Source organism: Streptomyces sp. NBC_00829 (assembly GCF_045161795.1).
Lineage (GTDB): Bacteria > Actinomycetota > Actinomycetes > Streptomycetales > Streptomycetaceae > Streptomyces.
Map to the genome: position 1 here is coordinate 8,342,367 of NZ_CP108867.1, position 26,282 is coordinate 8,368,648.

General features: G+C 67.3%; 28 protein-coding genes and 3 pseudogenes. 17 read left to right on the plus strand and 14 right to left on the minus strand.

Annotated features, from left to right (window positions below):
• Positions 1-97: 97 nt before the first annotated feature.
• From OG293_RS37185 to OG293_RS37225, 9 genes and pseudogenes are all read right to left on the minus strand, one after another.
• On the minus strand, positions 98-880 hold the full coding sequence (locus OG293_RS37185; protein WP_406003146.1) for a calcium-binding protein: 783 nt from the start codon (positions 878-880) through the stop codon (positions 98-100).
• A gap of 70 nt (positions 881-950) precedes the next feature.
• Positions 951-1,733 carry a calcium-binding protein gene (locus OG293_RS37190; RefSeq protein ID WP_406003147.1) on the minus strand — a complete coding sequence of 261 codons (783 nt, stop codon included), beginning with the start codon at positions 1,731-1,733 and terminating at the stop codon, positions 951-953.
• Between the two features lie 558 nt (positions 1,734-2,291).
• The gene (locus OG293_RS37195; protein ID WP_406003148.1) at positions 2,292-2,507 is read right to left on the minus strand and encodes a hypothetical protein; all 216 of its coding nucleotides are present in this window, start codon (positions 2,505-2,507) and stop codon (positions 2,292-2,294) included.
• A 67-nt stretch (positions 2,508-2,574) separates the two neighbouring features.
• A complete protein-coding gene (locus tag OG293_RS37200; protein ID WP_406003149.1) occupies positions 2,575-2,859 on the minus strand; it encodes a PfkB family carbohydrate kinase in 285 nt (94 codons plus the stop codon).
• 143 nt (positions 2,860-3,002) lie between these two features.
• On the minus strand, positions 3,003-4,097 hold the full coding sequence (locus OG293_RS37205; protein ID WP_406003150.1) for a hypothetical protein: 1,095 nt from the start codon (positions 4,095-4,097) through the stop codon (positions 3,003-3,005).
• 328 nt (positions 4,098-4,425) lie between these two features.
• Positions 4,426-4,533: pseudogene (locus tag OG293_RS37210) on the minus strand (thioredoxin-disulfide reductase); the annotation flags it as partial.
• A pseudogene (locus tag OG293_RS37215) lies at positions 4,534-4,643 on the minus strand (thioredoxin-disulfide reductase); the annotation flags it as partial.
• On the minus strand, positions 4,640-5,059 hold the full coding sequence (locus OG293_RS37220; RefSeq protein WP_406003151.1) for an arsenate reductase ArsC: 420 nt from the start codon (positions 5,057-5,059) through the stop codon (positions 4,640-4,642). The pseudogene OG293_RS37215 and the gene OG293_RS37220, both read right to left, overlap by 4 nt.
• A 25-nt stretch (positions 5,060-5,084) precedes the next feature.
• The gene (locus OG293_RS37225; RefSeq protein ID WP_406003152.1) at positions 5,085-5,357 is read right to left on the minus strand and encodes a hypothetical protein; all 273 of its coding nucleotides are present in this window, start codon (positions 5,355-5,357) and stop codon (positions 5,085-5,087) included.
• Positions 5,358-5,431: 74 nt separating this feature from the next.
• Between OG293_RS37225 and OG293_RS37230 the strand changes: the two genes are divergently transcribed.
• Entirely contained in the window at positions 5,432-5,746 is a 315-nt protein-coding gene (locus tag OG293_RS37230; protein WP_406003153.1) for an ArsR/SmtB family transcription factor, read from the plus strand.
• A 37-nt stretch (positions 5,747-5,783) separates the two neighbouring features.
• A complete protein-coding gene (locus tag OG293_RS37235; RefSeq protein WP_406003154.1) occupies positions 5,784-6,581 on the plus strand; it encodes an aquaporin in 798 nt (265 codons plus the stop codon).
• Between the two features lie 503 nt (positions 6,582-7,084).
• Here the strand turns inward: OG293_RS37235 and OG293_RS37240 are convergent.
• On the minus strand, positions 7,085-7,444 hold the full coding sequence (locus OG293_RS37240; protein ID WP_406003155.1) for an ArsR/SmtB family transcription factor: 360 nt from the start codon (positions 7,442-7,444) through the stop codon (positions 7,085-7,087).
• Positions 7,445-7,763: 319 nt separating this feature from the next.
• Here OG293_RS37240 and OG293_RS37245 point away from each other — a divergent pair, with 319 nt between their 5' ends.
• On the plus strand, positions 7,764-9,125 hold the full coding sequence (locus tag OG293_RS37245; protein ID WP_406003156.1) for an NAD(P)-binding domain-containing protein: 1,362 nt from the start codon (positions 7,764-7,766) through the stop codon (positions 9,123-9,125).
• A gap of 38 nt (positions 9,126-9,163) precedes the next feature.
• Complete coding sequence (locus OG293_RS37250; protein WP_406003157.1) at positions 9,164-9,628, plus strand: ArsI/CadI family heavy metal resistance metalloenzyme; 465 nt, start codon at positions 9,164-9,166, stop codon at positions 9,626-9,628.
• A 180-nt stretch (positions 9,629-9,808) separates the two neighbouring features.
• Here OG293_RS37250 and OG293_RS37255 read toward each other — a convergent pair whose 3' ends face one another.
• Positions 9,809-11,419, minus strand: a complete 1,611-nt coding sequence (locus tag OG293_RS37255) for an alpha/beta hydrolase (protein ID WP_406003158.1) — start codon at positions 11,417-11,419, stop codon at positions 9,809-9,811.
• A 1,041-nt stretch (positions 11,420-12,460) separates the two neighbouring features.
• Between OG293_RS37255 and OG293_RS37260 the strand changes: the two genes are divergently transcribed.
• The 5 genes from OG293_RS37260 (at position 12,461) to OG293_RS37280 (ending at position 16,782) form a co-directional block, all read left to right on the plus strand.
• A complete protein-coding gene (locus tag OG293_RS37260) occupies positions 12,461-13,516 on the plus strand; it encodes a helix-turn-helix domain-containing protein (RefSeq protein WP_406003159.1) in 1,056 nt (351 codons plus the stop codon).
• A 150-nt stretch (positions 13,517-13,666) separates the two neighbouring features.
• Entirely contained in the window at positions 13,667-14,062 is a 396-nt protein-coding gene (locus OG293_RS37265) for a peptidase inhibitor family I36 protein (RefSeq protein ID WP_406003160.1), read from the plus strand.
• Positions 14,059-14,880, plus strand: a complete 822-nt coding sequence (locus OG293_RS37270; RefSeq protein ID WP_406003161.1) for a hypothetical protein — start codon at positions 14,059-14,061, stop codon at positions 14,878-14,880. The genes OG293_RS37265 and OG293_RS37270 overlap by 4 nt, the downstream gene beginning before the upstream one ends.
• Before the next feature lie 520 nt (positions 14,881-15,400).
• On the plus strand, positions 15,401-15,835 hold the full coding sequence (locus OG293_RS37275; protein WP_406003162.1) for a hypothetical protein: 435 nt from the start codon (positions 15,401-15,403) through the stop codon (positions 15,833-15,835).
• Positions 15,832-16,782, plus strand: a complete 951-nt coding sequence (locus tag OG293_RS37280; protein WP_406003163.1) for an aminotransferase class I/II-fold pyridoxal phosphate-dependent enzyme — start codon at positions 15,832-15,834, stop codon at positions 16,780-16,782. The genes OG293_RS37275 and OG293_RS37280 overlap by 4 nt, the downstream gene beginning before the upstream one ends.
• Here OG293_RS37280 and OG293_RS37285 read toward each other — a convergent pair.
• A pseudogene (locus OG293_RS37285) lies at positions 16,716-17,689 on the minus strand (IS5 family transposase). The gene OG293_RS37280 and the pseudogene OG293_RS37285 overlap by 67 nt on opposite strands.
• Positions 17,690-17,771: 82 nt before the next feature.
• On the opposite strand from OG293_RS37285, the gene OG293_RS37290 reads away from it, so the two are divergent.
• The 4 genes from OG293_RS37290 to OG293_RS37305 all read left to right on the plus strand — a co-directional run bounded on the left by OG293_RS37290 (position 17,772) and on the right by OG293_RS37305 (position 19,755).
• Positions 17,772-18,164: an aminotransferase class I/II-fold pyridoxal phosphate-dependent enzyme gene (locus tag OG293_RS37290; RefSeq protein ID WP_406003164.1), complete on the plus strand. Its 393-nt coding sequence runs from the start codon at positions 17,772-17,774 to the stop codon at positions 18,162-18,164.
• Positions 18,165-18,251: 87 nt separating this feature from the next.
• Positions 18,252-18,584, plus strand: coding sequence for a RidA family protein (locus tag OG293_RS37295; RefSeq protein ID WP_406003829.1), 333 nt, complete (start codon positions 18,252-18,254; stop codon positions 18,582-18,584).
• Positions 18,585-18,692: 108 nt separating this feature from the next.
• Entirely contained in the window at positions 18,693-18,890 is a 198-nt protein-coding gene (locus OG293_RS37300) for a hypothetical protein (RefSeq protein ID WP_406003165.1), read from the plus strand.
• Between the two features lie 166 nt (positions 18,891-19,056).
• On the plus strand, positions 19,057-19,755 hold the full coding sequence (locus tag OG293_RS37305) for a hypothetical protein (protein WP_406003166.1): 699 nt from the start codon (positions 19,057-19,059) through the stop codon (positions 19,753-19,755).
• 461 nt (positions 19,756-20,216) lie between these two features.
• On the opposite strand, the gene OG293_RS37310 is transcribed toward OG293_RS37305, so the two are convergent.
• Together OG293_RS37310 and OG293_RS37315 are read right to left on the minus strand one after the other, a co-directional pair.
• A complete protein-coding gene (locus tag OG293_RS37310; protein ID WP_406003167.1) occupies positions 20,217-20,483 on the minus strand; it encodes a hypothetical protein in 267 nt (88 codons plus the stop codon).
• 457 nt (positions 20,484-20,940) lie between these two features.
• Positions 20,941-21,339 (minus strand): ATP-binding protein, encoded by a 399-nt coding sequence (locus tag OG293_RS37315; protein ID WP_406003168.1) that lies wholly within the window; start codon positions 21,337-21,339, stop codon positions 20,941-20,943.
• 1,141 nt (positions 21,340-22,480) lie between these two features.
• On the opposite strand from OG293_RS37315, the gene OG293_RS37320 reads away from it, so the two are divergent.
• The 4 genes from OG293_RS37320 (at position 22,481) to OG293_RS37335 (ending at position 26,272) form a co-directional block, all read left to right on the plus strand.
• Complete coding sequence (locus OG293_RS37320) at positions 22,481-23,722, plus strand: GNAT family N-acetyltransferase (protein ID WP_406003169.1); 1,242 nt, start codon at positions 22,481-22,483, stop codon at positions 23,720-23,722.
• Positions 23,723-24,055: 333 nt separating this feature from the next.
• Positions 24,056-24,931 (plus strand): ABC transporter substrate-binding protein, encoded by an 876-nt coding sequence (locus OG293_RS37325; protein ID WP_406003170.1) that lies wholly within the window; start codon positions 24,056-24,058, stop codon positions 24,929-24,931.
• A 96-nt stretch (positions 24,932-25,027) separates the two neighbouring features.
• Positions 25,028-25,354, plus strand: a complete 327-nt coding sequence (locus OG293_RS37330; RefSeq protein ID WP_406003171.1) for a hypothetical protein — start codon at positions 25,028-25,030, stop codon at positions 25,352-25,354.
• 111 nt (positions 25,355-25,465) lie between these two features.
• The gene (locus tag OG293_RS37335; RefSeq protein ID WP_406003172.1) at positions 25,466-26,272 is read left to right on the plus strand and encodes an amino acid ABC transporter permease; all 807 of its coding nucleotides are present in this window, start codon (positions 25,466-25,468) and stop codon (positions 26,270-26,272) included.
• The last annotated feature ends 10 nt before the right edge of the window (positions 26,273-26,282 follow it).

Genomic DNA, 26,282 nt, shown 5'->3' on the forward strand with positions numbered 1-26,282 from the left:
TCCCGCCGCTGGCACCGAGATCCTCCGTACTCGGCCTCTCCGTTATGTAAGGCTCCAGCACAGTTTTCGGTGTGCCGAACTCACACGGGGCATGAGATCAGGGGCAGTTGACCATCGAGTCGCCGATGTCGCCGTTGCAGGAGTCGAAGGCGAGACCGCCGTCGAGGCTGTCATTGGCGTTGACGCCGTCCGTGGCGTTGAGGGTGTCGTTGCCCTCGTCGCCGCTCAATGTGTCGTTACCGCTTCCTCCGGCCAGGGTGTCGTTGCCGGTGTTCCCGTTGAGGGTGTCATTGCCCTCGTCCCCGTTGAGGGTGTCGTTCCCTGCGTTGCCGTTGATGGTGTCGTTCCCTCCCAGTCCGGAGATGGTGTCGTTCCCCGGTCCACCGTTGATGGTGTCGTTGCCCGGCGTCCCTGCCGTTAAGCCGAAGAGAGCGGCCGGGTCGTCGCCGACGAGGTGATCGGCGCGGGGGCCGCCGTTGAGCCGGTCCTCGCCGTCACCCCCGAAGAGAGTGGCAGGAGCATCCAGATTCGGGGAGACCGTGATGTCGTCATCGGCGTCCTGGCCGTTGACTTGCACGGCCGTGGGGAGAGGGCAGGCCGCGATGTTCTGCGACCGTGTCTCGCAGGGCGCGACGGCGCGCACCTCGTCCGCGTTGTCCGACACGAGGACGACACTGCCCTGACGGCGGATGGTGATGTCATTGGCCACACCCTTGTCGGCCGTGACGATCAGGGTGCTGCCGACCATCTCGACCACCGTGGCGTCCGCGAGGTGCCGGGGATCGGCGGTGAGCGGGGTTGCCGATGCCGAAGTTCCGGTCAGCGCGGCGCAGAGGAGCGCTCCGGCCGAGAGGATCACATACATACGTCGCGCTGTCATGGTTCTGCGTCTCCTTCGTCGTGTCTCCGTCACGCTCTGACCTGATCCCCGCGCCGTTCGCCTCCGCTGGTCACGGGCACTCTGAAACGTTGTCGCCCAGGTCGGCGGTGCAGGTGTCGACCTCCGTGCCCCCTTGGACGTAGTCGTTGCCGCTGACGTCGTCGACGGCGTTGATACTGTCCCGGCCCGCGCCCCCTTCTACGAAGTCGTTGCCGGTGCCGGCGATCACCTGGTCACCGCCGGCGCCGCCGCTCACCACGTCGTTCCCGGGGCCTGCGTTGATGACGTCGGCGCTGCCCCGGCCCTCGATCGAGTCGTTGCCGGCGCCACCGAAGATCCGGTCCGCGTCGCTGGCACCGGTGAGCGTGTCGTTGCCACCTCCACCGGAGAGGAAGTCGGAGCCCTCGTCGCCTTCCAGCGTGTCGTTGGCGTTGCCACCCTGGAGGTTGTCGTCTCCCGAACCACCGACGAGGGTCACTCCCAGACCGGTCAGGGAGGACGTGACGTAGTCGGACTGGTCACCGGCGTTGACGACCAACTCGGTGAGGTTGCCGGCCCCCGGACAGACAGCCTCTGTGGCGCTGAGCGCGGTGCATCCGCCGAAGACTGCGAGGGCGTCACCGGTGTCTCTCACCCGGATCGTGTCGCCGACCTGCCACACGGTGATGTTGTTGCCCAGCCCCACAGCGGCGGTGACGGTGAGCGATGTACCGTTCTTGCCCACCAGCGTGCCGGCCAGAGCGGAGCCGGGCGACTGGGTGCTGGGTGTCGCACTCGCCGGGCCGGTGAGGCACAGAGTGATGCCGAACACCGTTGTCAGAAGCGCAACGGTGCGTTGAAGCGACTTATCCATGAACTACCTCCTGGAAAGCGTGCGGGATCGTTACTCGGCTCGAAATGCTTTCGCGGATCAGTGGTGACATGGTGCAGCTCGCCACGCCCATACTGGGAACGGCGCTTCGCCGTTTGGACGCGTGCGGCGGGTTCCGCGGGGGCCCGCGAGTCGTTGCTTCGTCACTTTGGTGCAGCGGGAATTCTGCCCGCCGGAAATGATTCTTGCGGTGTGCTCGCCTTTCCGGCGCTCATGACGGCAGCAGGGCAGTGCGGGGTGGCTCACGGCGGAACTGGACGCGCGTTGTAGGGAACGTTGCCATGCGTCGGACGATGCGGGGCTCCTCTTCAACTGCCGGGCCTGAGTATGCCGTGTGGAGAACATGTGGAGGAGGAGGTTTAGCGCCATTGTGGGGATGACCCCTCACGCAGACGTTTCCCCTTTCTGACGTGCGGTTGTCGGTGCCAGTGGCGAGAGTGCTGCAGAAATGAACGCGTCGAGGGTGGCGGAAACACTACTCATGGCTTTCAGAGTGCCGGTATGAGTTGCCGCCGCGCATCACAGCTCTTCGGCTCGGCGCTAGAGACTTGACACGATGGTCCATCTGTCAGTTGCAGATGCCAGGGCGAGATGCCGGTTGACGTCGGGTGTGGTGAAGGTGAACTCGACGTGGTGGATTCCGCCTTCGGCGAGGGCTGCGCACAGGGCTGGCCCGTCCGCGATGTGGGGTGCGCGGATGACGGCGATCACTTGGGCGGCGGCGAGCTCTGCCGTAAGGGACAGAGGCGTGGTCATGCTCTGGGGCTCCCTGGCCGCGTTGTCGTGGTGTGCGTACGCAGGCCCATCAGGCTGTGCGGTCAGGTCAGGGCAGGCGAGTGGCTTGCGCCGACGCAGACCCGGGTCGCGGCCCATTCGTCAGGGAGGCGGAGAGCAGAGCGGCGGCGAGATCGGCGGAGGGTGGGGTGCCATGGTCGCCGTGGGTGATGAGGGCGGTTGCGGCGGTGAGGTGGCCCAGACGCAGGCGGGAGCGCTGATCCAGGCCGCGCAGGGTCGCGGCGAGGTAGCCGGCGGCGAACGCGTCGCCGGCGCCGGTGGGTTCAACGACCTGTCGGGTGCCGGAAAATCCATCCGATCGCGGGCTGGTCAAGGGCACATGGGACACCGATCGGTCCGGGTGAACAGAAGGCGGGGCCCGGGCCGGGAGCATCGCGTGTCCGAGCCGGCCTGCTCGTCCGCCCCAGCGGAGCACAACCGTACGCGCACCCGACCAGGGGAGCGGGCAGGCCGCGTTCAGACACGATGCGATGTGCCCCTGTTCTTCACGCCCTTCACGTACTCGAGGAAATCCTTCGCCATGCCGAGCACCTGGCGGTTGGAGAGCGCCGATTCAGGCCGGTCCGGACGGTAGTCGGGGTGTTCTAGGCTGCTCCAGCCGCTCAGTTCTACCGTGGCGCTTTGGAAGGTTCGATATGCGCCATCAGTGCACAGATATGAGGTCACGGAGGGGCTGTTGTTTGTCTTGGTGGGGCTCTGGAAGAAGGGCTCATCCCGCACCCTGGCTGCGAAGTCTTCAGCGCCCTCTGTCAGTTCGCTGTAGTACCTGAGGCCGATTTCCTTCCCGGGAATCGGGCGAGGTGCTGTGAAGCTCAGGCTTTGTGCTTTTGTGGCCCGTCGCATGATGTTGCCGATCAGGAACTGGCCAGCATCAGGCTGCAGGTACACCACCTCCTTCACTGATGCTAGGCACATGATTCCTGTGCACTGCGCGCAGGACTCCAATGACGTGTAGACCGTCACGTCGCTCAGCAACGTAGAGTAGCCGGAGGCAACCTTCTCCGGGGTTCGTGGTGTAACGCGGTCGCCTCGGTCGGTGACGGCGGTGGCGAACACCCGTCGTTGCTGCCGATCAGGGGCAGCGATCCTCCGATGCCGGGTCTCTCCGTTCCCTTCCCACTGGTCGTAGACCTGATTGAGGGCGAACACCCGGCGCACCAGCCGGGACTCGGCATGCTCGACCGAGCTGTCGAAGATTTCATTGTGGTTGAAGTCGTAATCGATCACGCGCCCTTCGGCATCTACTGCGAGCGCGGCGATGTTGTGTCCTAGGTAGCTTCCTCCTCGGTAGACATTCGCCGCCTGCGGCATTCTCTGGTCAGCTCGCCACTGCCCGTAGTCTCCGACCTCGCCGTACTTGTTGCCGTTCCAACTGTCGAGGACGATCGACATGAGCAGCATGGAATAGATTCTGTGGCGTTCCTGCATGGCAGGGTCGATCGGAGCTTCGTCGAGGTGAACGAATTTCTCGACGGTCCAATCGCGAAATGAATGAAGGCCCGGGGGGAGGTCCGTCGGAACCTGCCCGGTCAGTGCCCTCTCTGATTCCATAGAGCCTGTCCCTCCTCCGTCATGAGGTGCTTCGCATGATCTATGGCAGAGAAGGACACATGTGAAGGACGCGCGCGGGGGACACCCTTGATCACCTAGGCGGGTGCGATGTCGGCATGGAGGCTCACGCCGAGCAGGAATCCTGGAACTCTCCCCTGTCTGAGAACCTGCATTCGCACGTTGGCTGAGTACTCTGCGCAGTACGCGGACAGCAGGTCTGCTTTCAGGGTCCGCCGCCCCACGGGCGGCGGGTTGACGACTCAATGGGCGAAGCTGCCTCATTTGCTCGTCGAGGCCACCGCTCTGCTCCAGGTCGGTCATGAACTGATACGACGTCGCCCGCGGCGAAAACGCCGGGGATGGTGGTCCGGGTGGAGGGCGCGTCGACCTTGAGGCAGCCCTCGCCGTTCAACTCCACCTGTCCTTGGAAGTGTTCCGCACCACCGTAGACGAGGGGCTTGAGGTCGGCGCCGGACGCGTAGAGGGCGGCCGTGTATCCGGCGGGCCGGAGCCTATGACGATGACGTTCCTGATCTCACCGCTCACTTCGCGGCCGCCGCGTCGATCTCGGCGATCAGGCCCTCGACGAGCTTCTTGATCTCGTCACGGATGGGGCGTACGGCCTCTACGCCCTGCCCGGCCGGGTCCTCCAGCTGCCAGTCGAGGTACCGCTTGCCCGGGAAGACGGGGCACGTGTCGCCACAGCCCATGGTGATGCAGACATCGGATTCGCGGACGGCGTCGATCGTGAGGATCTTCGGGGTCTCGGCGGAGATGTCGATGCCGACCTCGCGCATCGCCTCGACCGCGGCCGGGTTCACGGCGTCGCCGGGGTTGGATCCCGCAGAGCGGACCTCGAGACGGTCCCCAGCCAGGTGGGACAGCCAGGCAGCGGCCATCTGTGAGCGGCCGGCGTTGTGGACGCAGACGAACAGCACGGAGGCGGCAGGGGTGGAGGACATCGGTTTCTTCCTTTGTGAAAGGGCTTCAGTGGGGCAGGGAGTCGAGAAGTCCGGTGATGTGCGCGTCGATGTCGTCGCGGACTTTCCGTACGTCGGCGATCGGCGCTCCGTCAGGGTCGGCGACGGGGCCAGTCCAGGTACTGACGGCCGGGCGCGACCGGGCACACGTCGCCGCATCCCATGGTGACGACGATGTCGGCGGCCTCGACGAGAAGTGACTCCGATGCCGGTTGGCGCGGCGCGCGGCACCGGCGGCGAGACGTTCATCGGAGAGGGCGGGGAGTGATGAGGCGGACATGGGGCACCCCTTCGACGGGCCCTACGGCTCAGCCGGACTGGTATCAGCCCCGACTGATGTGACAGTATCAGCCCATGATGACGTCAGTCGACACTGATCTGATCCGGGTGCTGTCCGACCCGCTCAGGCTCCAGATCGTCACCCTCCTCGCCCACGAGACGCTCTGCACCACGCATCTGGTCGAGGAGACGGGTGCGAGGCAGACCAATCTCTCGAACCATCTGAAGGTCCTGCGCGAGGCCGGGGTCGTGGAGACGGAGCCTTGCGGGCGCTTCACGTACTACAGGCTTCGCCTCGACGTCATCGCCTCCATCGCGGGTCAGTTCGCCGACCTGGCGGAGACCGCGCGTGCCACCGCGCAGGCGAACGTCAAGCGGTCCTGTCCCTGATCCCCGCGCCCTGTGGCGACTGCACCGAGGAGTCTTGTTGAGCACGACCGAGGCCGCTTCCTCCGAGTCCACTGCGGAGTCCGCCATAGCCACCCCTACTGAGCCGCAGCCCGCGCCGGGCGCCACCCCGCCCCGCACTCCATTGATCGCGCGCGGGGCGGCCGAGTTCGTCGGCACAGCCGCTCTGGTCGCGGTCGTGGTCGGCTCCGGCATTCAGGCCACCGAGCTGACCCAGGACGTGGGCCTGCAACTCCTCGCCAATTCCATCGCCACCGTCTTCGGGCTCGGCGTCCTGATCGCGCTGCTCGGCCCGGTCTCCGGCGCCCACTTCAACCCGGCCGTCACTCTGGCCGAGTGGTGGACCGCCCGCCGCGGCGGCGCCGGGGTCACCGCGCGCGAGGTGGGCGTCTACGTCCCCGCGCAGATTGCAGGCGCGATCGCGGGCGCCGTGCTGGCCGACGCGATGTTCGGCGAGCCGCTGGTGAAGTGGTCCACGCACGATCGCTCGGCCGGGCATCTGCTGCTGGGCGAGGTCGTGGCCACCGCCGGGCTGATCCTCCTGATCTTCGGCCTGGCGCGCGCCGACCGCCTGCGCTTCGCTCCGGTCGCCGTCGCCTCATACATCGGTGCCGCGTACTGGTTCACGTCGTCCACCTCGTTCGCCAATCCGGCGGTGACGATCGGGCGCGCCTTCACCGACACGTTCGCCGGCATCGAGCCCGCCTCCGTCCCCGGCTTCATCGGCGCCCAACTGGCCGGTGCCGTGGTCGGGCTGGCACTGGTGGCGCTCATCTTCATGCAGGGACGGGACGCTTCCCGGCGGTCGGCCGGATGACGAAGCACTCCAATCGGTGGTGACCGGCGGCGGTGAGGCAGGACTCGCCCCCGGTTACCCTGCGCCGCCTCGGCCGAACTGGTCGCTGCCGACCGGTGGAGCCGTGCTCAGGCCAGGGAGCGGACGATTGGCGGACTTGGGCCGCCACGTCCTGCGGACGTGGAGCGTAGGCAATCCGGGAGAGGTCCTTCTGCCCTTCCGGTCCCCCGGCGCGGGCCAGCAGGGACTTGAGTGCAGACAAAACGTCTCGGGGGTGCCCGAAAGAGAGCTCGAAGTAGCCGATGGCACCGTTCGTCCCGGACACCTGGGACGCCACCCCGACAGAGCTTTCCCCGGACTCGCACTCCTCGCCGTCGTCTTGTCCTAGGCAGGCGCCGTGCTCCTTTGCGCCTGCGGGCAAAGCCCCTCGGACGGCGAGGGGCCGCTGCAAACCGCCGAACAGCCGGATCTCGTGCGCGGCGCGGGGACGGCTGGCCGCCCGACAGCGCTGGCCCTGGCGCGCGTCACTCGGTGTAGCGGCCCAGGATGTGGCCCATAGCAGCGAGCACGGACGGCTCGACGCGGTAATAGACCCAGGTGCCGCGCCGCTCCGAGCTGAGCAGGCCCGCCTCCTTGAGCTTTTTCAGGTGGTGGCTGACGGTGGGCTGGGAGACGCCGACGTCAGAGATGTCGCAGACGCATGCCTCGCCGCCCTCGTGCGAGGCGACCGCGGAGAAGAGCCGCAGCCGGATGGGATCCCCGAGGGCCTTGAACATGGCGGCGGTGCGGACCGCCTCGTCCGCCGTGAGGGGGCGCTCGGTCAGCGGCGGGCAGCACGGCTCGACATCCGGTTCGAGCAGCGGCAGCACCTTCGTATTCGGCATACGTCTATGTTGACATACATCGAACCAAGCGCCCAGGGGGCTCTCCGCCCTGCGGCCGGGTTGCGGGCGGGGTGAGGCTGTCATGGCAGTGCGGCCAGGAATCGGCCGCCCTTTCGAATGCTTTCAGTGGCGCTGGCGCCAGGCCTTGCTCGCGTAGGGGCGTATGTGGCGGCCGGACGGGACTGGCTGCCGCCGCAGCGCTATGGAGATGTCTCGCCTTCTCCGATTTGACGAATGTCTATGTTGACGTTCATCGAAGCAGGTGCCATCCTGGCGGTGCAAGGCATCGACAGATGTCGAAACAGATTCGGGAGTCATCGTGAACGCGTCCACCGCCGCCCTGCCCACCGTGGTGATCGGAGCCGGCCCGATCGGCCTGGCCGCCGCCTCCCACCTCATCGAGCGCGGCCTTGAGCCCCTGGTCCTGGAGGCCGGAGACAGCGCGGGCAGCGCCGTGCGCGGGTGGAGCCACGTGCGGCTGTTCTCCACCTGGGGCGAAGTCGTTGACCCGGCCGCCGAGAAGCTGCTGGCCCCCACTGGCTGGGTGAAGCCCGACGCCAGCACCTACCCCACCGGCGGCGACTGGGCCGAGCAGTACCTCAAGCCGCTGGCAGAGGTGCTGGCCGGCAAGGTGCGCTTTGATGCCCGCGTCACCGGCGTCTCCCGCCTGGGCCGTGACCGTGTCGTGGATGCCGACCGCGAGCAGCAGCCCTTCACCGTCCACGTCCTCAGCGCCGACGGAACCCAGGAGCGGATCACTGCCCGCGCCGTCATCGATGCCTCCGGCACCTGGTCCACCCCCAGCCCGATCGGCGGCGACGGCCTGCCCGCACTGGGGGAGCGCACCGCGTCCCACCGCATCTCCTACCGCGTTCCCCACCTCAAGGACCCGGCAGTACGCGCCCGGTACGAGGGCCGGCGCACCGCTGTCATCGGCTCCGGCGCCTCCGCCTTCACCGCTCTCGCCTACCTCGCCGATCTGGCCAAGGACGCCCCCGGCACCCACGCCGTGTGGATCCTGCGGCGCGGCATCGGCGGCTCCACCTTCGGCGGAGGCGAGGCCGACCAGCTGCCCGCCCGCGGCGCACTCGGCCTCGCGGCCAAGGCCGCCGTCGACAACGGATACGCGGATGCCGTCACCGGCTTCCGGACAGCAGCCATCGAGAAGAGCGGCGAGCAACTGGTCCTGGCGGCCGAGGACGGCCGCCGCCTCGACCCGGTCGACGAAGTCATCGTGCTGACCGGCTTCCGCCCCGACCTCTCGTTCCTCGATGAGCTGCGCCTCGGCCTGGACGAGCGCCTGCAGGCCCCGGCCGAACTGGCTCCGCTGATCGACCCGAACGTTCACTCGTGCGGCACCGTCTACCCGCACGGCGTCAACGAGCTCTCGCACCCGGAGAAGGACATCTACCTGGTCGGCATGAAGTCCTACGGCCGCGCCCCCACCTTCCTCGCCATGACCGGCTACGAGCAGGTCCGCTCCATCGCCGCCGCCATCGCCGGCGACCAGGAAGCCGCCCAGCGTGTCGAACTCACCCTTCCGGAGACCGGCGTCTGCGGCGGCGCGGGCCTTTTCGACGAGCCCGACACCGCCAAGGACGGCGCTGACGGCGGCTGCTGCGCGACCCCCGCCACCCTCCGGATCGGCGTCGGCGCCCCGGCCTCGACCGGCGGCTGCTGACACACCTCGCGACCCAACCATCCAGCAGGAGGCTCGTCATGTCCCGCGTCCAGCTCGCCCTCCGCGTCCCCGACCTCGCCGCGTCAATCGCCTTCTACACCAAGCTGTTCGGCACCGAACCCGCCAAACTCCGCGACGGCTACGCCAACTTCGCCATCACCGAGCCCCCGCTCAAGCTGGTCCTCATCGAAGGCACCGACGGTGAGGACACACGCATGGATCACCTCGGCGTCGAAGTCGACACCACCGACGCCGTACACGCCGCCACCACCCGGCTCAGCGAGGCCGGCCTGGCGACGGCGGAGGAGAACGACACCACCTGCTGCTACGCCCTCCAGGACAAGGTCTGGGTCCACGGCCCCGGGCAGGAACCGTGGGAGGTGTACGTCGTCAAGGCCGACGCCGACACCCTGGCCAAGCAGCAGGGCAGCACCTGCTGCACCACCTCGCCCGACGCCGATACCAGCACGACCGAACCGGTCGCCGCCCCCGGCTGCTGCTGATCCGAGGATGAGCGATCTTCACACCGACGAGGCCGCGACCGGAACGGGGGACCGGTCGCGGCCTCGTGCCGCCCTGCCGGCTCTGTGCGCCACCCAGATCACCAGCTGGGGCGTCGTCTCTTCACCGTCCCGGTCCTGCTCCCGCATCTGACGTCGGACACGGGCTGGTCCACCGGCGCGCTACGCGCACCGAGTCCCTCGGGACGGCACGGTTCCCTTGAGCAGGTAGGCGTCCACCAGGGCGGTCAGGCACGGATTTCCTGTCGCGCTGTAGGCACCGTGCCCTTCACCTTCGACGGAGATGTCGACGCCGACCTTGTCGCCGAGTGCGCGGGCCAGCTTCTTCGCACCGTCGTGGGGAGTCGCCGGGTCTCCTGTCTGACCGATGACGAGGATGGGCGCGGCGCCGGCGGCCCGTACGTCCCGGTGCGCGGAGGTGCCGCGCACCGGCCAGTCGTTGCAGCCGCGTTCCCATGCGGCGCTCTCCCCGAACACCGGAGACGCCTCACGGAACTTCGGCAGCAGGGCCGCCATCTCCCGCTCGTCGACGCGTTCGTTGGTGTCGACGCAGTCGATGGCCAAGTTCGACGCATGCAAGGTGCTGTACCGCCCCTTGACGTCGCGTTCCAAGTACATGTCGGCGAGGGCGAGCAGGACGTCACCGCTGCGCCCTGCCATGGCCTGTTCCAGACCCTGCGTCAGCAGTTTCCATGCCTGCTGGGAGTACAAGGCGGCGCCGATTCCGGTTTCGGCGAGGTCCGCGGTGAGCCGGCGGCCCTGCGATGTGGGAAGCGGCTTGGAGTCGAGCTTGTGCAGGAGCGCGGTGATTCTGGTGTTGCCGTCCTTCCCGCCCGAGCCGGTCGGGCAGGTGGCTGCCTGCTTCGCGCAATCCTTCATGTAGTGGTCGAGCGCCAGCTGGAAGCCCCGGACCTGATTGAGCCTCAACTGCGTCTTGCCCTCCGTGGGGTCCACCGCCGCGTCCAGCACGAACCGCCCGACCCGGTCGGGGAAGAGGTGGGCGTACACGGCCCCGAGTTCGGTGCCGTAGGAGATGCCGAAGTACTTGGTCCTGCTCTCGCCCAGCACCCCTCTCAGAAGGTCGATGTCACGAGCGGCGTTTTCGGTGCCGACGTGGGGAAGGATCTTCCCCGAGTTCTTCTGGCAAGCCTTGATGTACCGCTTCGTGGATGCCTTGAGCAGTGCCTCTTCCGCGGCGTCGTCGGGGGTGAGGTCGACTGCGTAGTGGCGGTCCAGGTCTTTCCCCTGGAGGCAGGTGACACCGCGGCTCATCCCCACACCGCGCGGATCGAAGCTCACGAGGTCGTAGCGGGAGCCGAGCCGGCTGAAGTCCTTGCCGGTCTGGGGAAGTGACGCGACGCCTGACCCGCCCGGTCCTCCGAAGTTGAATATGAGGGAACCGAGGCGCTTTCCCCGGTCCTTCGCCTTGGTGCGGATCAGCGCGAGTCTCATGGTTTCCCCACCGGGCTTGCGGTAGTCGAGGGGGACTTTCAGCGTGGAGCACTGCCATGCCGCGCCCGGGGCCGGTCCGGGGCCCTGGGACGGGGCGGGCGGCGGGCACGCGTGCCATCGCAGTGCTTGACTGGTCAAGGAGGCCGGGATACGTACCGCCTCGCGTGAGGGGGCAGTCGTCGGGATCGTGGCAGCCTCGTTGACCCGGCATCCGGACAGGGCGACGAGGGTCACGCCGACCGCCGCGCAGGTCAGGGAACGCAGCCGAAGCCGCCGGGGAGAAGCACTCGGGAAGTGTGGTGCGGACGCATGTGGCTTCATGAAGGTGCGGCCAGAACTTTCGTGTGTGGGGGAGATTGGCGCACGACCGGCCGGTGCCGCGTACGTGATCGTGGACATGGGGGCCGGGTGTGCTCACCATGCAATCGCCCTGCGGAGGGCGGTCCAAGGGGGTACCGACCGAAGCTCACAATGTCTTCGGCCGAACCTCGGTCCGCGCTTCGGTGTATCGGAGTATGGGTGGGGCAGCGCAGCGGCCAAGTGGCAAGCCGTAGGCTGCCTGTTGCGGTGAATGATTCGACCGTGACCACCGGTGGGAACGCGACGCAGTGCCCGAGGCGAGCGACTGCGACATGGTCTTCGTGAACCGCTACCGGTCGCCTTCTCGGCTCCGACGCCACCCCCACCCCGGCCACGTCGGCGCCCGGGGCAAAGAATCCGCAGCACACCATCGCACAGGAGACCGGAGCCGAACGGAACGACTGATCGAGCAACTGCAGGGCATCACCCCCGCACCCGGGCGCTGCCCCCGGACGCCGCCGACTGCGACGACACCGGCGCGCTGTGCTACTGCGACCGAGACCCGCAACAGATTGCCCGGCTGGTCAGCCTGCGCGCGCTCGCCCTGCACGGCATCAACACCACGGTCAGGCCTTCCCGAACGTCCGGCGAGCCCGGACCAGTTGGTCCGGGCTCGCCCGCGTATGCGCGGGGGGCGGATGTTCATACACGCGATGCCGTGCTCAACGCCGCCCTGGGCGCGGACGGTTACGTCTCCTGGTGGTCGAAACCCCTGAGGACGGGATCGAGTTCGGCGGCGGCACACAGCGAGCACAGCTGGACGCCCCGCTGCCCGGCTGCATCCAGCGGCCACGTGGCAGGAACGGATCAAGGCCGCGGCTGACGACCTGGCCGCCACGCGCAAGTGGACCCGCCTTGGCGGCGCGGGGGTGAGCCGGGACGCGGAGGCGGACGACACCGACTTCCGGAGGCGTGTCAGACGGATTGGCGAGAACACGGGTGTGACGCCCGTTTGCCGCGGGGCAGGCTTGCCGGACGGAGACGCGATCAGTGGAGGGTTCTGTGGGATACACCGTTCTGCACAGCACCAGCGTGCCCCCGGAGCAACGCTTCGAGTGGTGGTGCGACCTGATAAGCCGTGACGTCGCGCCGGTTCGGATCCAGAGTCGGCACACCTCCGATTTCCTGGCCGACGCCGGCGCGCTGGACCTGGGGGCGGTCCAGTTGACCACCATGTCCTTTCCCCCCATCCGGTCCCGGCGTACGCCCGCGCTGATAAGGCATTCCGACCCCGAGGGCTACGAACTGGCGCTCATCCTGGACAGCGAGATGTGGATATCGCAGTCCCGGCAGGAAAGCCGCCTGTCGACCGGTGACTTCGCTCTGTGGAGCACATCACGGCCGTACGAGGGACAAGGACTGAGCGGGACGGGCGGCCCGCTCCTGCGCGGCATCGTGCTGCACCTGGCGCGCTCCGGGTTCCCGCTGCCGAGCGGCAGAGTGGACAGGATCCTGGCACGGGCCATGTCGGGTCGCACCGGTGTCGGCGCGGTGCTCGCCGGATTCCTGCGGAGCGTCGTCGAACAGGCGCCGTCGCTGGAGCGGCCGGAGTTGGAACGGCTGGGCACAGCGGCCTGGGAACTGACCGTCGCCTTCCTCGCCCACCACCTCGACGTGCACGACCGCCTGCCACCGGAAGCCCGCAGCCGCATGCTGCTGGCCCGCGTCAACGCGTTCATCGAGGACAATCTGGCCGAGCCCGGTCTGTCTCCCGCGTCCGTCGCGGCCCATCACGGTATCTCGGTACGCACGCTCCACTATCTCTTTCGGCAGCGGCAGGAGACCGTCGCGGCGACCATCCGCCGCCGCCGGCTGGCGCGCTGCCACGCGGCCCTGAGCGACCCCGCGCTGCGTGCGCTACCCGTCCACGCCATCGGCGCGCGATGGGGCTTCACCAACGCCGTCACCTTCAGCCGGTCCTTCCGCAGCGCCTACGGAATCACCCCCAATGAGCACCGGCGATCGACGCTTCCCGTTCCCCCTGCCGTCCCTCCCTCCCGAATCGGCCCTGCCCCTCTTGCGCGCAGAATCAAGAAAGACTGCGCCGACGGGCAATGACAGGGGCAGGCGGCCGAACGCAGACTTCTCGCAGGGGGCAAAAGGCAGTGCACACGAGGTGCGTCCAGGTGCGGGAGGAACGAGCCCGCGCGAGACCGCTCGTTCGTCACGGCCGCGGGCCCCGACCCATCTCACGACCGAGGAGCGAAGATGCGCAGACGAGGTCTGTTACTGACGGCACTCGCCACGTTGAGTCTCACAGCGGGCTCCGTGGCGGCGGCCGCCCCGGCGAGCGCGGACAGTTGCGTCGACGGGTGGTTCTGTCTCTACTACAACTCGGGCGGAGGCGGATCGTTCGTCAGGATCGGCGGGAACATTCCCAACCTGACGAACACCAAGTTCAACGCCTGCGGTACGAACTGCAACGGCGTCGGGCAAAGCGTCTGGAACAACGCCGGATCGGCGCGGAACACGAACAACTTCTACGCTGCCACCGTCTTCTACCGGTTCGAGTACAAGGGACCGAGCGACTTCGTTCCGACCAACTTCCTCAGCAGCCTGCCGGCTACGTACAACGAGGATGCGTCAGTGCTGTTCGGGCCGTGACAAGACGGACCGTGGTCACGGCATGTGCTGTCGCCGTGTGTGTGGCGGTCGGCGGCGCGGTGGGATACGCGACGACCGCCGGCGGTACGGAGAGAGCCGGGACCGGACGGGCGGAACTCCCCGTGCAGGCGTATCTGCTCAGCTACCAGCAGCGCGACGACCTGAACAGGGCGTACGAACGACTGGTGGAGCGCTGCATGCGCGAACGGGGCGCGCCGGTGAAGGCGCTGACGCACGTACGCCCGCCTCTGAAGGACTTCTTGGAACGCCGTTACGGCTTGACCGACCTGGAACAGGCCGAGCAGTACGGTTACGGGCTTCCTCCGTCCAGAGACGCCGCGCCACCCACCGCGCCAAAGCTGACGACGGCCCAGCGCCGTGTCTACGACGGTGCTTCCGGCGGGGGACAGCCACGAGGCTGTGTGGGCTGGGCCGTACGCCAACTCGGCGACACCTCCAGGGCGCGGGACACGCCATTCGCCATGGATCTGCAGCGGAAGACGTGGGACGCGTCGGCCAAGGATCCCCGCGTCGTCGCGGCGGTGGCCAGATGGTCGTCGTGCATGAGTGCGCGCGGCTACCACCTCTCCTCGCCCGTGGACACGACCGGCAAGGCAGCCGTCGGCAAGGCCGCGGAGCGGGCACAGGCCACCGCGGAGGTACGGTGCAACCGGTCTTCCGGCGTCGTCCGCGACTGGTTCGCGGTCGAGGCCGCCTACCAGGAAGAATCGATCGAACGCGACAAGGACACACTGATCGCCGAACGATCCGCCGCGTTGCGAGTCGTCGGCCGGGCACGAGCGGTGCTCGACGACTGACGAGGGCCGGCTCGTGGTGGGGATCGTGGTCGCGGTCCACACTTCGCTGCGGGGCGACGACGGAGAGTTGACGAACAGGGGTGAGGGGGCGACAGCACGGCTACCGCCCCCTCACCTCCTCCGATCCTCGGGTCGGTCAGGGCAGCATCGCGCTACGGCTGATCCACTCCGGCACGACGTCCGAGGGCCGCCTCCCGCTCAGCGACTTCGGTGAGCGCACCTGCGCTGCGACCTCCTGAACGCCGCACCTGGCACGTCCCGCCAACTGAAGCGCTCAATCACACATTGTGGCTGAGTGCTTCAGTTGGTTGTGACCGTTCTTCCGAGAACCCTCGCACTGATTCGGTAGCCCTGATTGGCCAGCGTCCGTATCCATCGCGGACGAGCGATCACAGCCGCTGCGGCGACCGTGACGGCGCCCCACGCTCCGGCGGGGTGACGGCCGATGCCGCGGGTCAACTCCTGGGAAACCGCGGGTGGAGGCTTGCCAACCTCGGTCCGGCTGAACGATCGTGAGCCGGTGACCGACCCGAGTCCCACTCAGCGACGCATCGTATCCGGAGCCCGCAACGCGGCACGCATTCTGGCCTTCGGCGGTCTGCTGGCCGTCGCTGTCGTGCTCACCCGTCTCCTGGCGGGAGGCCAGTCCCTCCAGGTGGCCACAGTCTCCGTGCCGGTCGACCGGATGTGGCTCGTCTTCACCGCGCTGACGGTCGCTCACGTGTTCACGGCCCGGTTCCTCGCCGCCCACATCGAGGATTATCTGGACCGGATGCCGTCGCCCAAGCGGGCAGGCTGGGTGTTCGACGAGATCACGACCGAGGGAAACGTCTTCGTCCACGGGCTGATCTCGCGTGCCGTCTCCCGACGTCGGCTCAGCTTCGTCCATCGGATGTCACGCCATGACCCATCCGCCTGGGTGGCGCGGGGCGCCGGCGTCCTGCTGTGGCCATGAGTGAACGTGAGATACCGAACCGGCCGATCCGTCTGCTGCGCGCGGCAGTGCCCGCCGCCGCGGACGGTGTTCTGTCTGCACGCGCCGCCGACGAGTACGTACGCCAGGCCGTGCGCGAGACCGCCCGAGGCCGGGACGCGGTCGGCGGGCCGGGAGCAGTGGTGCTGGACACCACCCACTTCGACACGGTTCGCTTTCCGCCGCCCCAGTGGGCGCTTCCCCTGTTCACCGCCGCGGCCGAGCGCGGAGAACTCGCCTACACCGCCTATCGGGGCGAGGCCGGGGTGCGGCGTCAGGTGGCGGAGGCGGTCGGCGCCTTCATGAGGGTGCCGGTCGATCCCGAACGCGAGGTTGTTCTCACGCCGGGAACGCAGGCGGGCTTGTTCGCGGCACTGTCGGCCACGGCGGAGGAGGGCGGCCGGGTCGCTGTCCCGGACCCGGACTACCTCTTCGACGAGCGGATCATCAGCTACCTCGGCGCCGGTATCGACCGTATCGGACTGCGTCTGACGCCCGCCGGCCCGGAACTGGACGTCGACGCCATCGAAGCGTCCGCCCGCGCCGGCGCGAGGGTGCTGCTGCTGTCCCACCCCAACAACCCGACCGGCGCCGTCTACAGCAGGGCGACCATCGCCGCCATAGGGAAGATCGCTGAGCGGTACGGCATGACCGTCATCGCCGACCAGCTCTACGCCCGTCTTGTCTACGACGGCCCTCTGCCGCACTTCGCCGCAGAGCCCGCCCTGGCGGGGCGCTGCGTCACCCTGTTGGGACCGTCCAAGACGGAGTCGCTGTCCGGATACCGGCTCGGTGTCGTCATCGCCCCACCCCACCTGGCCGACGCGATCGAGGACGTCCTAGGGCGTGTGTGGAGTTGTGATCAATGCTGTGATCCGAGGTGTCGGATCCAGAGGAGGCCGGCGCATAATTCGAGTCCGGCCTGGTAGCTTTCAGGCTTTTTGTCGTAGCGGACGGCAAGGCCGCGCCAGTCCTTGATCTTGTTGATGGTGCGTTCGACGCTGTTGCGGAGCTTGTACAGCTGCTTGTCCCAGGTGACGGGCCGTCCGCCGCGTGAGCCGCGGTTCTTGCGATGGGCGGCCTGATCCTTCTTCTCGGGGATGACCGCCTTGATCCCACGCTTGCGCAGGTGGGAACGGTTCTTGCGGGACGAGTACGCCTTGTCGCCCGCGACCGCGTCGGGCCGGGTACGGGGCCGGCCGGCCGGGCCGGGGACGCGGATCTTGTTCAGGACGGGGATGAACTGCGGACTGTCTCCCGCCTGCCCTGCGGTGATCTTGAGTGACAGGGGCAAGCATTGCGGCACACAGGAAAGGTGCGTCTTGGTGGTCAGTCCACCGCGGGAACGCCCCAGGTCAGCAGCGGCGAGCCGGGCCCTGCGGCGACGCCTCACGCGTCGTCGTTCTTCCCGCTCCGGGTCCAGTTGCCCGTCTTGTTCCTCGCTGGTGCCCCTTTTTCCGCGGCGGCCTTCTCCACCGCGTCCAGGGTCTCGGGCTTCATGATCATCCCTGCGGCGTCATGATGGGCCCGGGCTGTGGTCGAGTCCACGCTGACCAGCGACAAGTCCACCAGGCCCCGCTTCGCCGCCTCGGCGATCGCGCCCTGGAACACCGCGGTGAACACCCCGGCATCCCGCCACTGCCGAAACCGGCCGTAAACGGTGGACCAATGCCCGAATCGTTCGGGCAACTCCCGCCATTTCGCGCCGTTCCTGAACCGCCACACGACACCCTCGAAGTGTGCCCGCAGGTTCTCCGGGTACGGCCCGTACTCACCGACCGGCAGAAACGGAGAGATGAACTCCCACTCGGCATCCGAAAGTTGAGGTCGAGACACCCCACCGTTCTACTCCAAGGGCCCCGACCCTCCCAAGCCGGGGGACCCACGAGATCACAACTCCACACACGCCCTAGCCCTGATGGCGCTGCGGGCGCCCGCCTACGCCCAGCACGTCCTTGTTCCGTGGCTGCGTGAGGACCTTCCCTGGGTCGGCAGCCGGGTGGAGGACCTGCGCGCACTGCGGGAGAGGAGCGTGGAGTGGCTGCGCGAGGTGGACTACCTCACCGTGCAACCCCAGGCCGGTACCGCCTACCTCTTCCCCGACATTTCCGCCCTCGGCCTGCCCGACCAGGAGGTCGCCGCCCGCCTCGTCCGTGACGCCGGCGTCCTGGTCAGCCCGGGCTACCAGTTCGGCCCGGCCGGTCGGGGCCACTTCCGGCTCTGCTACGCGCGTGACGAGCAGCAGTGGGCGGCGGCCCTCAAACGCATCACCACCACCCTCAAGGCCCTCGGCAAGGAGCAAGGACTGTGAACCCCGAACCGCCGAAGTCCGCTCCGATCTCCACGAGCGCAGCCCCTGCACCGGCCGGCACCTACAGCCAGGCCGTCCGCGCAGGCGATCTCGTCTTCCTCTCCGGACAGACCCCCCCGCCACCCCTCCGGCGAGCGGATGACAGACGAGGAGCCGTTCACCCTGCAGGCCCGCCAGACCCTGGACAACCTCCAAGCCGTCGCCCTGGCCGCAGGCGGCAGCTTGCACCACGCAGTCAAGGTCAACGTCTACCTGCGCGATGCGGCCCGCAAGGGCGACTTCGACGAGGTCTACCGCGCCTACGTCGGCGACCCGCCCCCCGCCCGCACGCTCACCCAGACCGACCTGCCCGGCATCGCCATCGAAATCGACGCTGTCCTCCACCTCCCCGGACCTTTGCCGACATCACCGGACAGCTGAGACCACGCCCCGCCGGCCCCCGCGGCCGGCCCCGTGCCGCCGCCGCGGCCTCCCCTCAATCGGCGGCGGCCACGGGCCCCACACACCACCCCTCAAAAGGACCCCGCCATGCACCACCCCGTCTACGAGGTCGACGTCCCCATCCACGACCCCCGAACCAACACACACGGCATCCACGTACTCACCGGCACCGCGGCCACCGCCGAAGAAGCCTTCCGCGCCGCCCGCCACGTCTACACCCAGGCCCTGCACCACCACCGCAGTGGTTCCACCCTCCGCACAGACGCCCGGACGGCTGGGGCGTGAGCGGCCTTCGGCCCGAGTGGGAACCCGACTGGAACAACGCCACCTCCCACCCATGGACCGAAGCAGCCTGAAGGGCACGCGCCCTTCCAGACGGTCAGCCAGGCTCTCCACCCGCCACGGGTACCAACCGCCAAGACAATTGAGACGGCGGAGAAGGAAGATGACCATGCCACTGCCCCCTCACCGTCACGGGCGGAACATGCTTCCCCCGTCGGCCGCCCTGTCCCGCAGCCTCGGCCTGCTCACCTCCGCCGGCCCCGGCACACCGTCCCTCGCGCCCCGCCTGGACAGGGCAGGGCTCTACATCACCGCGCGCGCCCGCTGGCACGACAGCGCAGCCCTGGCAGAACTCCACTCCCGAGGCCCGGCGCTCCTTCTGCTGGACGTACCCGAAACTGAGGAGGAAGCCGTACCCGAACTGATCAGGGCGGCGCGGCTGATCGCCCCCATCGCGGTCCTGCCGCCCACCCTCGCCTGCACCCTTGCCGCCTTCGACGCAGGAGCCGTCGACGTCCTGGACCGGCGCGCGCCCGCCGCCGAACTGACATGGCGTATCCACGCCAGCCTCCGCCGTCTCACGACGCCGACTCCGACTCCGACCGCATGCCGCATCAGCCGCTCCGGCGTACAGAACATGCTGTTCGACATCCTGACCAGGGCCCGGCAGCCTGTCTGCTGCCACCACCTGCGACTGCTCATGGGATCACCAGGCTTCCCCATCACCCTGCGCGCCCTCAAGGCACGCATCCAGCGACTGCACCCGGCCTTCCACGAACACCAGCGCACACTGCTGGTCGACCAGCAGTGGGGGCTCGCCACATTCCGCACCCGACCCCTCTCGCACTGGCGCCCGACCGCAGCATGACCCACCGTCAGGCGGCCAGACCTCCCGACCCGGCACTGACGAACCCGACGTCCTCAGGTTGGATAGCAGCATGACGCGTCCGGAGGGAGCCTGATCCATGTTCGGCGTACTGCTGTTGGCAACAGGGCTCGCACTGTTCACACTGGCTGTCGCCTGGGCGGTGATGGGAATACACGCCCTGCTTCTCGGCCGCATGCCGGGCAGATGGCTTCGGCGACATGTCCGCCAACCCAGGCTCTGGGGACTGGGTGCTGTGCTGATGGTCTTGAGCGGAGGCATTCATTCGCCATCACTCCTCGCCATCGGGATCGGCTTCGTCGCCCTGGGGCACGTCGTAACGTCGACGAGATGACACAGCGGCCCAAAGGACCCGGAGGTCAAACGAACAGGTCCAGGGGGAACTTCAGTTCGGGGGTGCTGTGCCGGCTGAGTGGAGCTGACTCGGTGGTGGTTCGTTCGCGTCACCAGGGCGGGTGGGGGAGTTCAATGACGATGTTGCAGCCGTGCTCGGTGAGTTGTTGGATTCGTTCCTGGGCGGGTGCGTTGTGGAGGTCGAGGACCCAGGAGCCGGGTATGAGCAGGATGGTGTGTCGTCCCGCGGCGATCGATCGCAGGAGTCGTTCGTACTCGGGGCGGTGTGATCGTCGGCCGTTGTCGAAGTAGAAAGTGGGGGTGGGCAGGTTGAGGTGGTGGGCGTAGGCCTCCAGGGCCTGTCGGTGGTGTGTCATGGCCCAACGGTCGTAGGGGTAGCAGCGCAGGTAGGCGGCGGTACCGGGAGGAATGTGACGACGGGTCGGTGCGGGAATGGGCATGGCTCTCAGACCGTTCGAGGATGGGCGGCCACGTGCGCCCGACAGGCACGGATGTGAAGCCTTGACGGAGTTGCAGCGACCGGGGAAGTAAGCGCGGTCGGACTTGTGCGGGGCGTGTGATCTGGTGCATGGTGCCGTGAGAATCGACGGCCCAGACGAGTTGCGCGGGTAGTACCGCAGGCAGGCGGCAGAGGGAGTGCCGGGGGCGTGCCGTGTTCGGTCATGGGAGTTGTCCCTGGATTTGGGGGATGTCGAGCAGGGATGGTGGAGACGGGCCAGCGCCTGGCTCCTGTGTGACTGGGGCTGTCAGCTGTCAGCTGACCGATCACCGGACCTTGGGATGGGGGCTGGAGGGGGCGGCGAATGCCGAGCTTCAGACCGCGACGGGGAGGTCTGCCCAGTAGGCTGTGCCGGCGGGGAGAGAGTGTGTGCCGTGGGCCGTCGCCAGCAGGGCGACGATGCCGCCGCCACGACCGTGTTCCTCCTGTCCGCCGGTAGTGGCCCATGCGCCCTCTTGTGCCGCGGGCCCCCCGTCATCGACCTTCACGTGAACGGTGCCCTCGGTGGAGCGCTCGAGGTGGAGGGCGACGGGGGGCAGGGCGTGCTCGACGGCGTTGGTGACGAGTTCGGAGACGACGAGGACGATCTCCTCGGTGGTGTCTTTGTCCATGCCCCACTCGGCGAGTGCGGCGCGCGTGACGCGCCGAGCGGTGCCGGCCGATTCGGACCGGTGGGGAAGGGGCCAGACGCAAGGCGGCTCCTCGGCCCGCATTTCGGTCCGCGACCGTGCGAAGGGGGTAGTCACAATGGCCGTGCCGGCGTCCGGTCGGCGAGCGGTGGCACCATGCGACGGGGAACGCCGCGGGTTCACGGCGGTACGGTTGTCACTGCGCTCGATGTCGGCATTCACGATTCTCGCCTATCCCCAGATGATTTCTTCCGGTTTGTCGACTCCCGTCAAGGAGATCTGAAACCGGACGCCGAATCAATGGGAAAACGACCCTCTTTTGGTCAAAGTTCGCGCGATCGTTGGGGGGAAGGTATGGGTGATGGAAAGATTGGCACGGGGAGGGGTAGGTAGTGATAGGTGATTGTCTAGGTAGTGCGTTAGGTAGTGGGGAGATAGGTTGCTGGGAAAGGGAGTTTCTTGATCCGTCGGAACTCTGCGCCGCGGGCGCCCTGCGCGGTTGAGGTGTTGCGTCCGCAGTCGGAAATGATAGATCAAAGCCAGGATGGCTTCGAGGGTGCCGATCGGCTGAGTCCAGCACCGTATAGGAAGTGCCGTTGGCGAGGGGCCGGGCAGGAGAGGCTGAAAGGAAAATGGGGGGCGGCTGTCCTCGCCCAGCGCGGGATCATAGCGGCGAGAAATGCAAGATCAAGTAATCGGAGGAATCGCGAGACGCTTGGAAAACGACCTGTGTTCGCGTCTGTCCCAAGCGGTGCAACCGCCGCCTCCAAACGTGTCTCTCGGCGTTGTTCAGCATTCGAAGCTGCGACGAACTCCGCCGGTTCTGCGATCGAAAGCGCGCTGAAGGAAATCGGCACATCCAAGCGGTCCTCGCTCTTGTCCGCCGCCGGGTGAACGTCCTCTGGGCTCTCCTGGATGACGGCCGATGCTGTAACCGTCGCCCCCACCGCTCGCGCAGCTCGACGGAGCGCATGAGAATCAGCGGATCACCGCGCAGCCCCGGTCCCAGCCGACTCCGGCGTGCGTGGCCCGGTGCCAGATAGCTCCGGCATCACGTCACGGATCAGATCTGCGTGTCTCAGCCAGTCCGATACGTGCTGCCGTGCCACGGCCTCTGCGGGTTGCAATTCCCCGTGCGTCACCGTGTATCCATGGCGTTGGTCTGCGGCGGGCCTTGGTGGGTCGTCGCGCGACGTTGTGAGCAGGTATGTCATAGCCTTCTTGTATGAGTCTTGAGATCCGTACGATCACCGACTCAGAGCTGACCGGCTGGCTGCGCGCTATGTTCGTTGGCTTTCTGGACACGCCGGAGGTCACGGACGAGGAGGTCGAAATACGGCGTGGGGGCATCGCTCTCGACCGTACGCAAGGAGCATTCGAGGACGGGCGTTGCGTCGCCACCTTCCGCAGCTTCGATCAGCAGCTCACCGTGGTCGGCGGTTCCTCCGTACCGGTCAACGCGATCACCAATGTCACCGTTTCGCCCACGCACCGTCGCCGAGGTCTGCTCAGCCGGATGATGGAAGAGGATCTGGCGCGGGCCAAGGAGCGCGGCGACGTGGCAGCCACTTTGATCGCTATGGAATACCAGATCTACGGACGCTACGGCTTCGGCCCCGCCACCTGGGTCAGCAATTGGCAGATCGACGTCCTCCGCGCAGGGCTCGACCCCCGCTGGTCCGGCCCTGACGACGGGGGCAGCATTGACCTGGTCGACGGCGACGCCGTCCGTGTGGCCGGGCCTGAACTGCACGACCGGCTGCGCGTCACCCGGCACGGCGTCGTCAGCCGTGACAAGCGCTGGTGGCAGTTCAACACAGGCGAGCTGTCCCTTCCGAGCCAGCCGTGGAAGTTCCCCCACCAGGCCTTCTACCGGACCGATCAAGGACGTGTCGACGGCCTGGTGGTCTACTCCACCGGCGACACCTGGCATGACCAGCTGCCCGATGGCGAGGCCAGAGTCCGAAGTCTGATTGCGGCGTCACCGGCTGCGGAACGCGCGCTCTGGCACTACCTGCTCTCCGTGGACTGGATCACGAAGGTCAGCAGCGGCTTCCGGGCTCCCGATGACCTGCTGCCGCTGTTCTTGCCCAATCCCCGTGCGGCGCGGATTACCACGCAGGTGGACTTCATGTGGGTACGGCTGCTGGACGTGCCGCGTGCCCTGGAGGCCCGCGCGTACCGAGTTCCGGGTTCCCTGGTTCTCGACGTCCATGACGGGTTGGGCCTGTCAGGCGGACGATTTCGCCTGGACGCCCAAGCAGATGGCGCCTCGTGCTCAGCGACGACATTGCCCGCCGAGCTGTCCTTGGGGCTGAGCGGGCTGAGCGCACTCTATTTGGGCGACGAATCGGCCAGCAGGCTCATGGCCCTCGGCCTTGCCGAAGAGCACCGGCCCGGGGCGGCCGCCACTGCCGACGCACTACTGCGCACGGCGAGTCGCCCCTGGTGCCCTGACTACTTCTGACCGGGGCTCATGGGGCAGCTCATGGCCGGCGTACGCAGGCTGGCTGCCAGTCGGCGTACGCCGGCCAGGGGTATGGGGCGGCGCGCTGCCAGGCGTGACTCAACCGCGTGCGTGTACGTGTCGGCCGCGTGGGAAGTGCCACGGGTGGGCTGGTGTGCCGCGGAGACAGGTGCCCAGGTCGATGGGACGATGTGAGAAGGAAGTGGCGTCATCCATGCCCAGTTTGCGACAAAGCGTCGGGAACTTGCCCCGCCGCCATGGAGTGCAGCAGCTGGGTTGGGTGCCTGGGACTCGCCGGAGGCGGCAATGACACGAGGGGCAATCCGGCGATGTTTGGCGGCCGCTGTCGTGATCATGGCCGGCTTTACGGCCGTCGGTTGTGGTGACGCATCTGAGCCGAAAGTCGCGGTGTCGAGACAGAACGCGGATCCTGCCTTGGCCAGACTGGTGCCGCAACACCTGAAGGAGAAGGGGGAGATCATCATCGCGACGGACGCTTCCTATGCCCCGATGGAATTCAAGGATTCCAAAGGACGGATCGTCGGTGTGGACATAGATCTGGGCAAGGCCATCGCTGCCCGTCTGGGACTCAAGGCGCAGTTCCAAGGCGTGAAGTTCGATGGCATCCTGGCGGGAGTCCAGGCAGGTAAGTATGACATGAGCATCTCGGACTTCGCTGCCACCAAGGAGCGCCAGAAGGTCGTCGACATGGTTACCTACTTGGCTTCCGGGCAGGCGATCGCCGTCAGGGCCGGCAACCCGGACGGCGTGGACGCCCAGCTGCTGTGCGGGGTCCGTGTTGCTGTTCAGACCGCCACAATCGCGGCTGATGAGATCAAGGAGATCCGCAATCCCAAGTGCAAGGCGGCTGGTAAGGCGCCTATTCCCGGAGACGGCGATAGGTTCGACCTCCAGACTGAAGTGACGGCGGCTGTGGCAGCCGGGCGTGCTTCCGCGATGATTGCGGACTCCCTGGTCGTTAACTATGCGGTCGAGCAATCCGGTGGCAAGCTCGAAAGGCTCGGCGAGCCCTACAGTGTCAGCCCGACAGCCATCGTCGTACCCAAGGGCGACGGTCAGCTCACCCGAGCAATTCAGGGCGCTGTGCAGCTCCTCATTGAGGATGGCACCTATAAACGAATCCTGGGTGAATGGGGTGTCGAATCGAACGCTGTCACCCGGGCGGTGATCAATGGTGCCACCGAGTGACATGTCCCACCAGGAAGGTAAACGTGCCTAGGCCGCATCCTGAAATGATCTTGCTTGGTGGATCATGGTTGGGCAAACGTCGCCATGAACTGTCTGATGCCGCCCCGAATCGGACCCGGCCGACCCTGGGCGAAGCCCGACCACGACCTTGGGGGCGAGGGCTACAGCTTCAGGGGCATCCCCACCTGGCTGCGGCGCCGGAGCATCGCCCACACCATCCCCGAACGGGCCGATCAGGTCCGCAACCGGGCCCGGCGCAGCAGCCGCGACGGACGCCCGCCGGCCTTCGACCCACACCTCTCCAGGCAGCGCAACATCGTCGAACGCCAATTCAACCGTCTCAGGCAATGGCGCGGCATCGCTGTCCCCACGACAAGACCACCGAGCCCTATCAAGCAGCCGCCACCCCGGCATCGATCCTGACGTGGGCGTGACACCTTGACGTCCCCGCGGTCCCCTCAACCGAAGGCGAAGCCGACCAGGGCAGAAAACATCCGCGCCGTGCCCGTGCGTCACCCCGGGGAGTGGCTGGGGATGGTGGTGGTCGGCGTGCTCGCCGCGATGTTCGTCCACGCCATGGTGGCGAATCCGAACCTTCAGTGGAGCGTGGTCTGGGACATCCTGTGGGACGCCACCGTGCTCCGGGGCTTACAGACCACCCTGGTTCTCACGGCTGCAGCCATGATCATCGGTTGTGCGGGCGGCCTCTTGCTGACCGTTCTGCGGCTCTCGCACAACCGTGTGCTCTCCGGAGCCGCATGGATTTACGTCTGGCTCTTCCGCGGCACGCCGGTCCTCGTTCAGCTGTTTCTCTGGACGTTCCTCGGAGCTTTGTGGCCCCGCATCTCCATTGGCGTTCCGTTCGGGCCCGAGTTTCACTCCTGGGTCTACAACGATCTCGTGTCGCCTTACACCGCGGCGTTGCTGGGCCTTGGCTTGAACGAGGCCGCCTATATGTCGGAGATCGTGCGAGCGGGTGTCCTGTCGGTGGACGAGGGCCAGTCCGAAGCGGCCGCGTCTCTGGGGTTGACCCGTCTCCAGGCGCTGCGCCGGATCACGATTCCTCAGGCAATGAAGGTGATCATTCCCCCCACGGGCAACGAGACCATCGGCATGCTCAAGATTACCTCGCTGGTCAGCGCGATCTCCCTTGTCGATGTGACCCGGGCCGGACAAGACATCGCATCCAGGACCTTTGAAAGCCTTCCCGCCCTGATCGCGGTCAGTATTTGGTACCTTGCCTGCACTTCTGTACTGACGATCGGTCAGTTCTACATCGAGCGTCACTACGGGCGCAGTACTGGCCGCAGTCAGCGCCTCACCTTAGCCGGGTGGCACTGACGGCAGCGTC

Excerpts from the sequence above, each read along its gene's own strand:
- OG293_RS37335 (WP_406003172.1), top strand. The coding sequence starts at position 25,466 with ATGGTGGTGGTCGGCGTGCTCGCCGCGATGTTCGTCCACGCCATGGTG.
- OG293_RS37280 (WP_406003163.1), top strand. The coding sequence starts at position 15,832 with ATGAGTGAACGTGAGATACCGAACCGGCCGATCCGTCTGCTGCGCGCG.
- OG293_RS37330 (WP_406003171.1), top strand. The coding sequence starts at position 25,028 with ATGCCGCCCCGAATCGGACCCGGCCGACCCTGGGCGAAGCCCGACCAC.
- OG293_RS37310 (WP_406003167.1), bottom strand. The coding sequence starts at position 20,483 with ATGACACACCACCGACAGGCCCTGGAGGCCTACGCCCACCACCTCAAC.
- OG293_RS37315 (WP_406003168.1), bottom strand. The coding sequence starts at position 21,339 with ATGCGGGCCGAGGAGCCGCCTTGCGTCTGGCCCCTTCCCCACCGGTCC.
- OG293_RS37190 (WP_406003147.1), bottom strand. The coding sequence starts at position 1,733 with ATGGATAAGTCGCTTCAACGCACCGTTGCGCTTCTGACAACGGTGTTC.
- OG293_RS37185 (WP_406003146.1), bottom strand. The coding sequence starts at position 880 with ATGACAGCGCGACGTATGTATGTGATCCTCTCGGCCGGAGCGCTCCTC.
- OG293_RS37305 (WP_406003166.1), top strand. The coding sequence starts at position 19,057 with ATGCCACTGCCCCCTCACCGTCACGGGCGGAACATGCTTCCCCCGTCG.
- OG293_RS37290 (WP_406003164.1), top strand. The coding sequence starts at position 17,772 with ATGGCGCTGCGGGCGCCCGCCTACGCCCAGCACGTCCTTGTTCCGTGG.
- OG293_RS37265 (WP_406003160.1), top strand. The coding sequence starts at position 13,667 with ATGCGCAGACGAGGTCTGTTACTGACGGCACTCGCCACGTTGAGTCTC.
- OG293_RS37225 (WP_406003152.1), bottom strand. The coding sequence starts at position 5,357 with ATGTCCGCCTCATCACTCCCCGCCCTCTCCGATGAACGTCTCGCCGCC.
- OG293_RS37300 (WP_406003165.1), top strand. The coding sequence starts at position 18,693 with ATGCACCACCCCGTCTACGAGGTCGACGTCCCCATCCACGACCCCCGA.
- OG293_RS37250 (WP_406003157.1), top strand. The coding sequence starts at position 9,164 with ATGTCCCGCGTCCAGCTCGCCCTCCGCGTCCCCGACCTCGCCGCGTCA.
- OG293_RS37230 (WP_406003153.1), top strand. The coding sequence starts at position 5,432 with ATGATGACGTCAGTCGACACTGATCTGATCCGGGTGCTGTCCGACCCG.
- OG293_RS37240 (WP_406003155.1), bottom strand. The coding sequence starts at position 7,444 with ATGCCGAATACGAAGGTGCTGCCGCTGCTCGAACCGGATGTCGAGCCG.
- OG293_RS37320 (WP_406003169.1), top strand. The coding sequence starts at position 22,481 with ATGAGTCTTGAGATCCGTACGATCACCGACTCAGAGCTGACCGGCTGG.
- OG293_RS37220 (WP_406003151.1), bottom strand. The coding sequence starts at position 5,059 with ATGTCCTCCACCCCTGCCGCCTCCGTGCTGTTCGTCTGCGTCCACAAC.
- OG293_RS37255 (WP_406003158.1), bottom strand. The coding sequence starts at position 11,419 with ATGAAGCCACATGCGTCCGCACCACACTTCCCGAGTGCTTCTCCCCGG.
- OG293_RS37195 (WP_406003148.1), bottom strand. The coding sequence starts at position 2,507 with ATGACCACGCCTCTGTCCCTTACGGCAGAGCTCGCCGCCGCCCAAGTG.
- OG293_RS37205 (WP_406003150.1), bottom strand. The coding sequence starts at position 4,097 with ATGGAATCAGAGAGGGCACTGACCGGGCAGGTTCCGACGGACCTCCCC.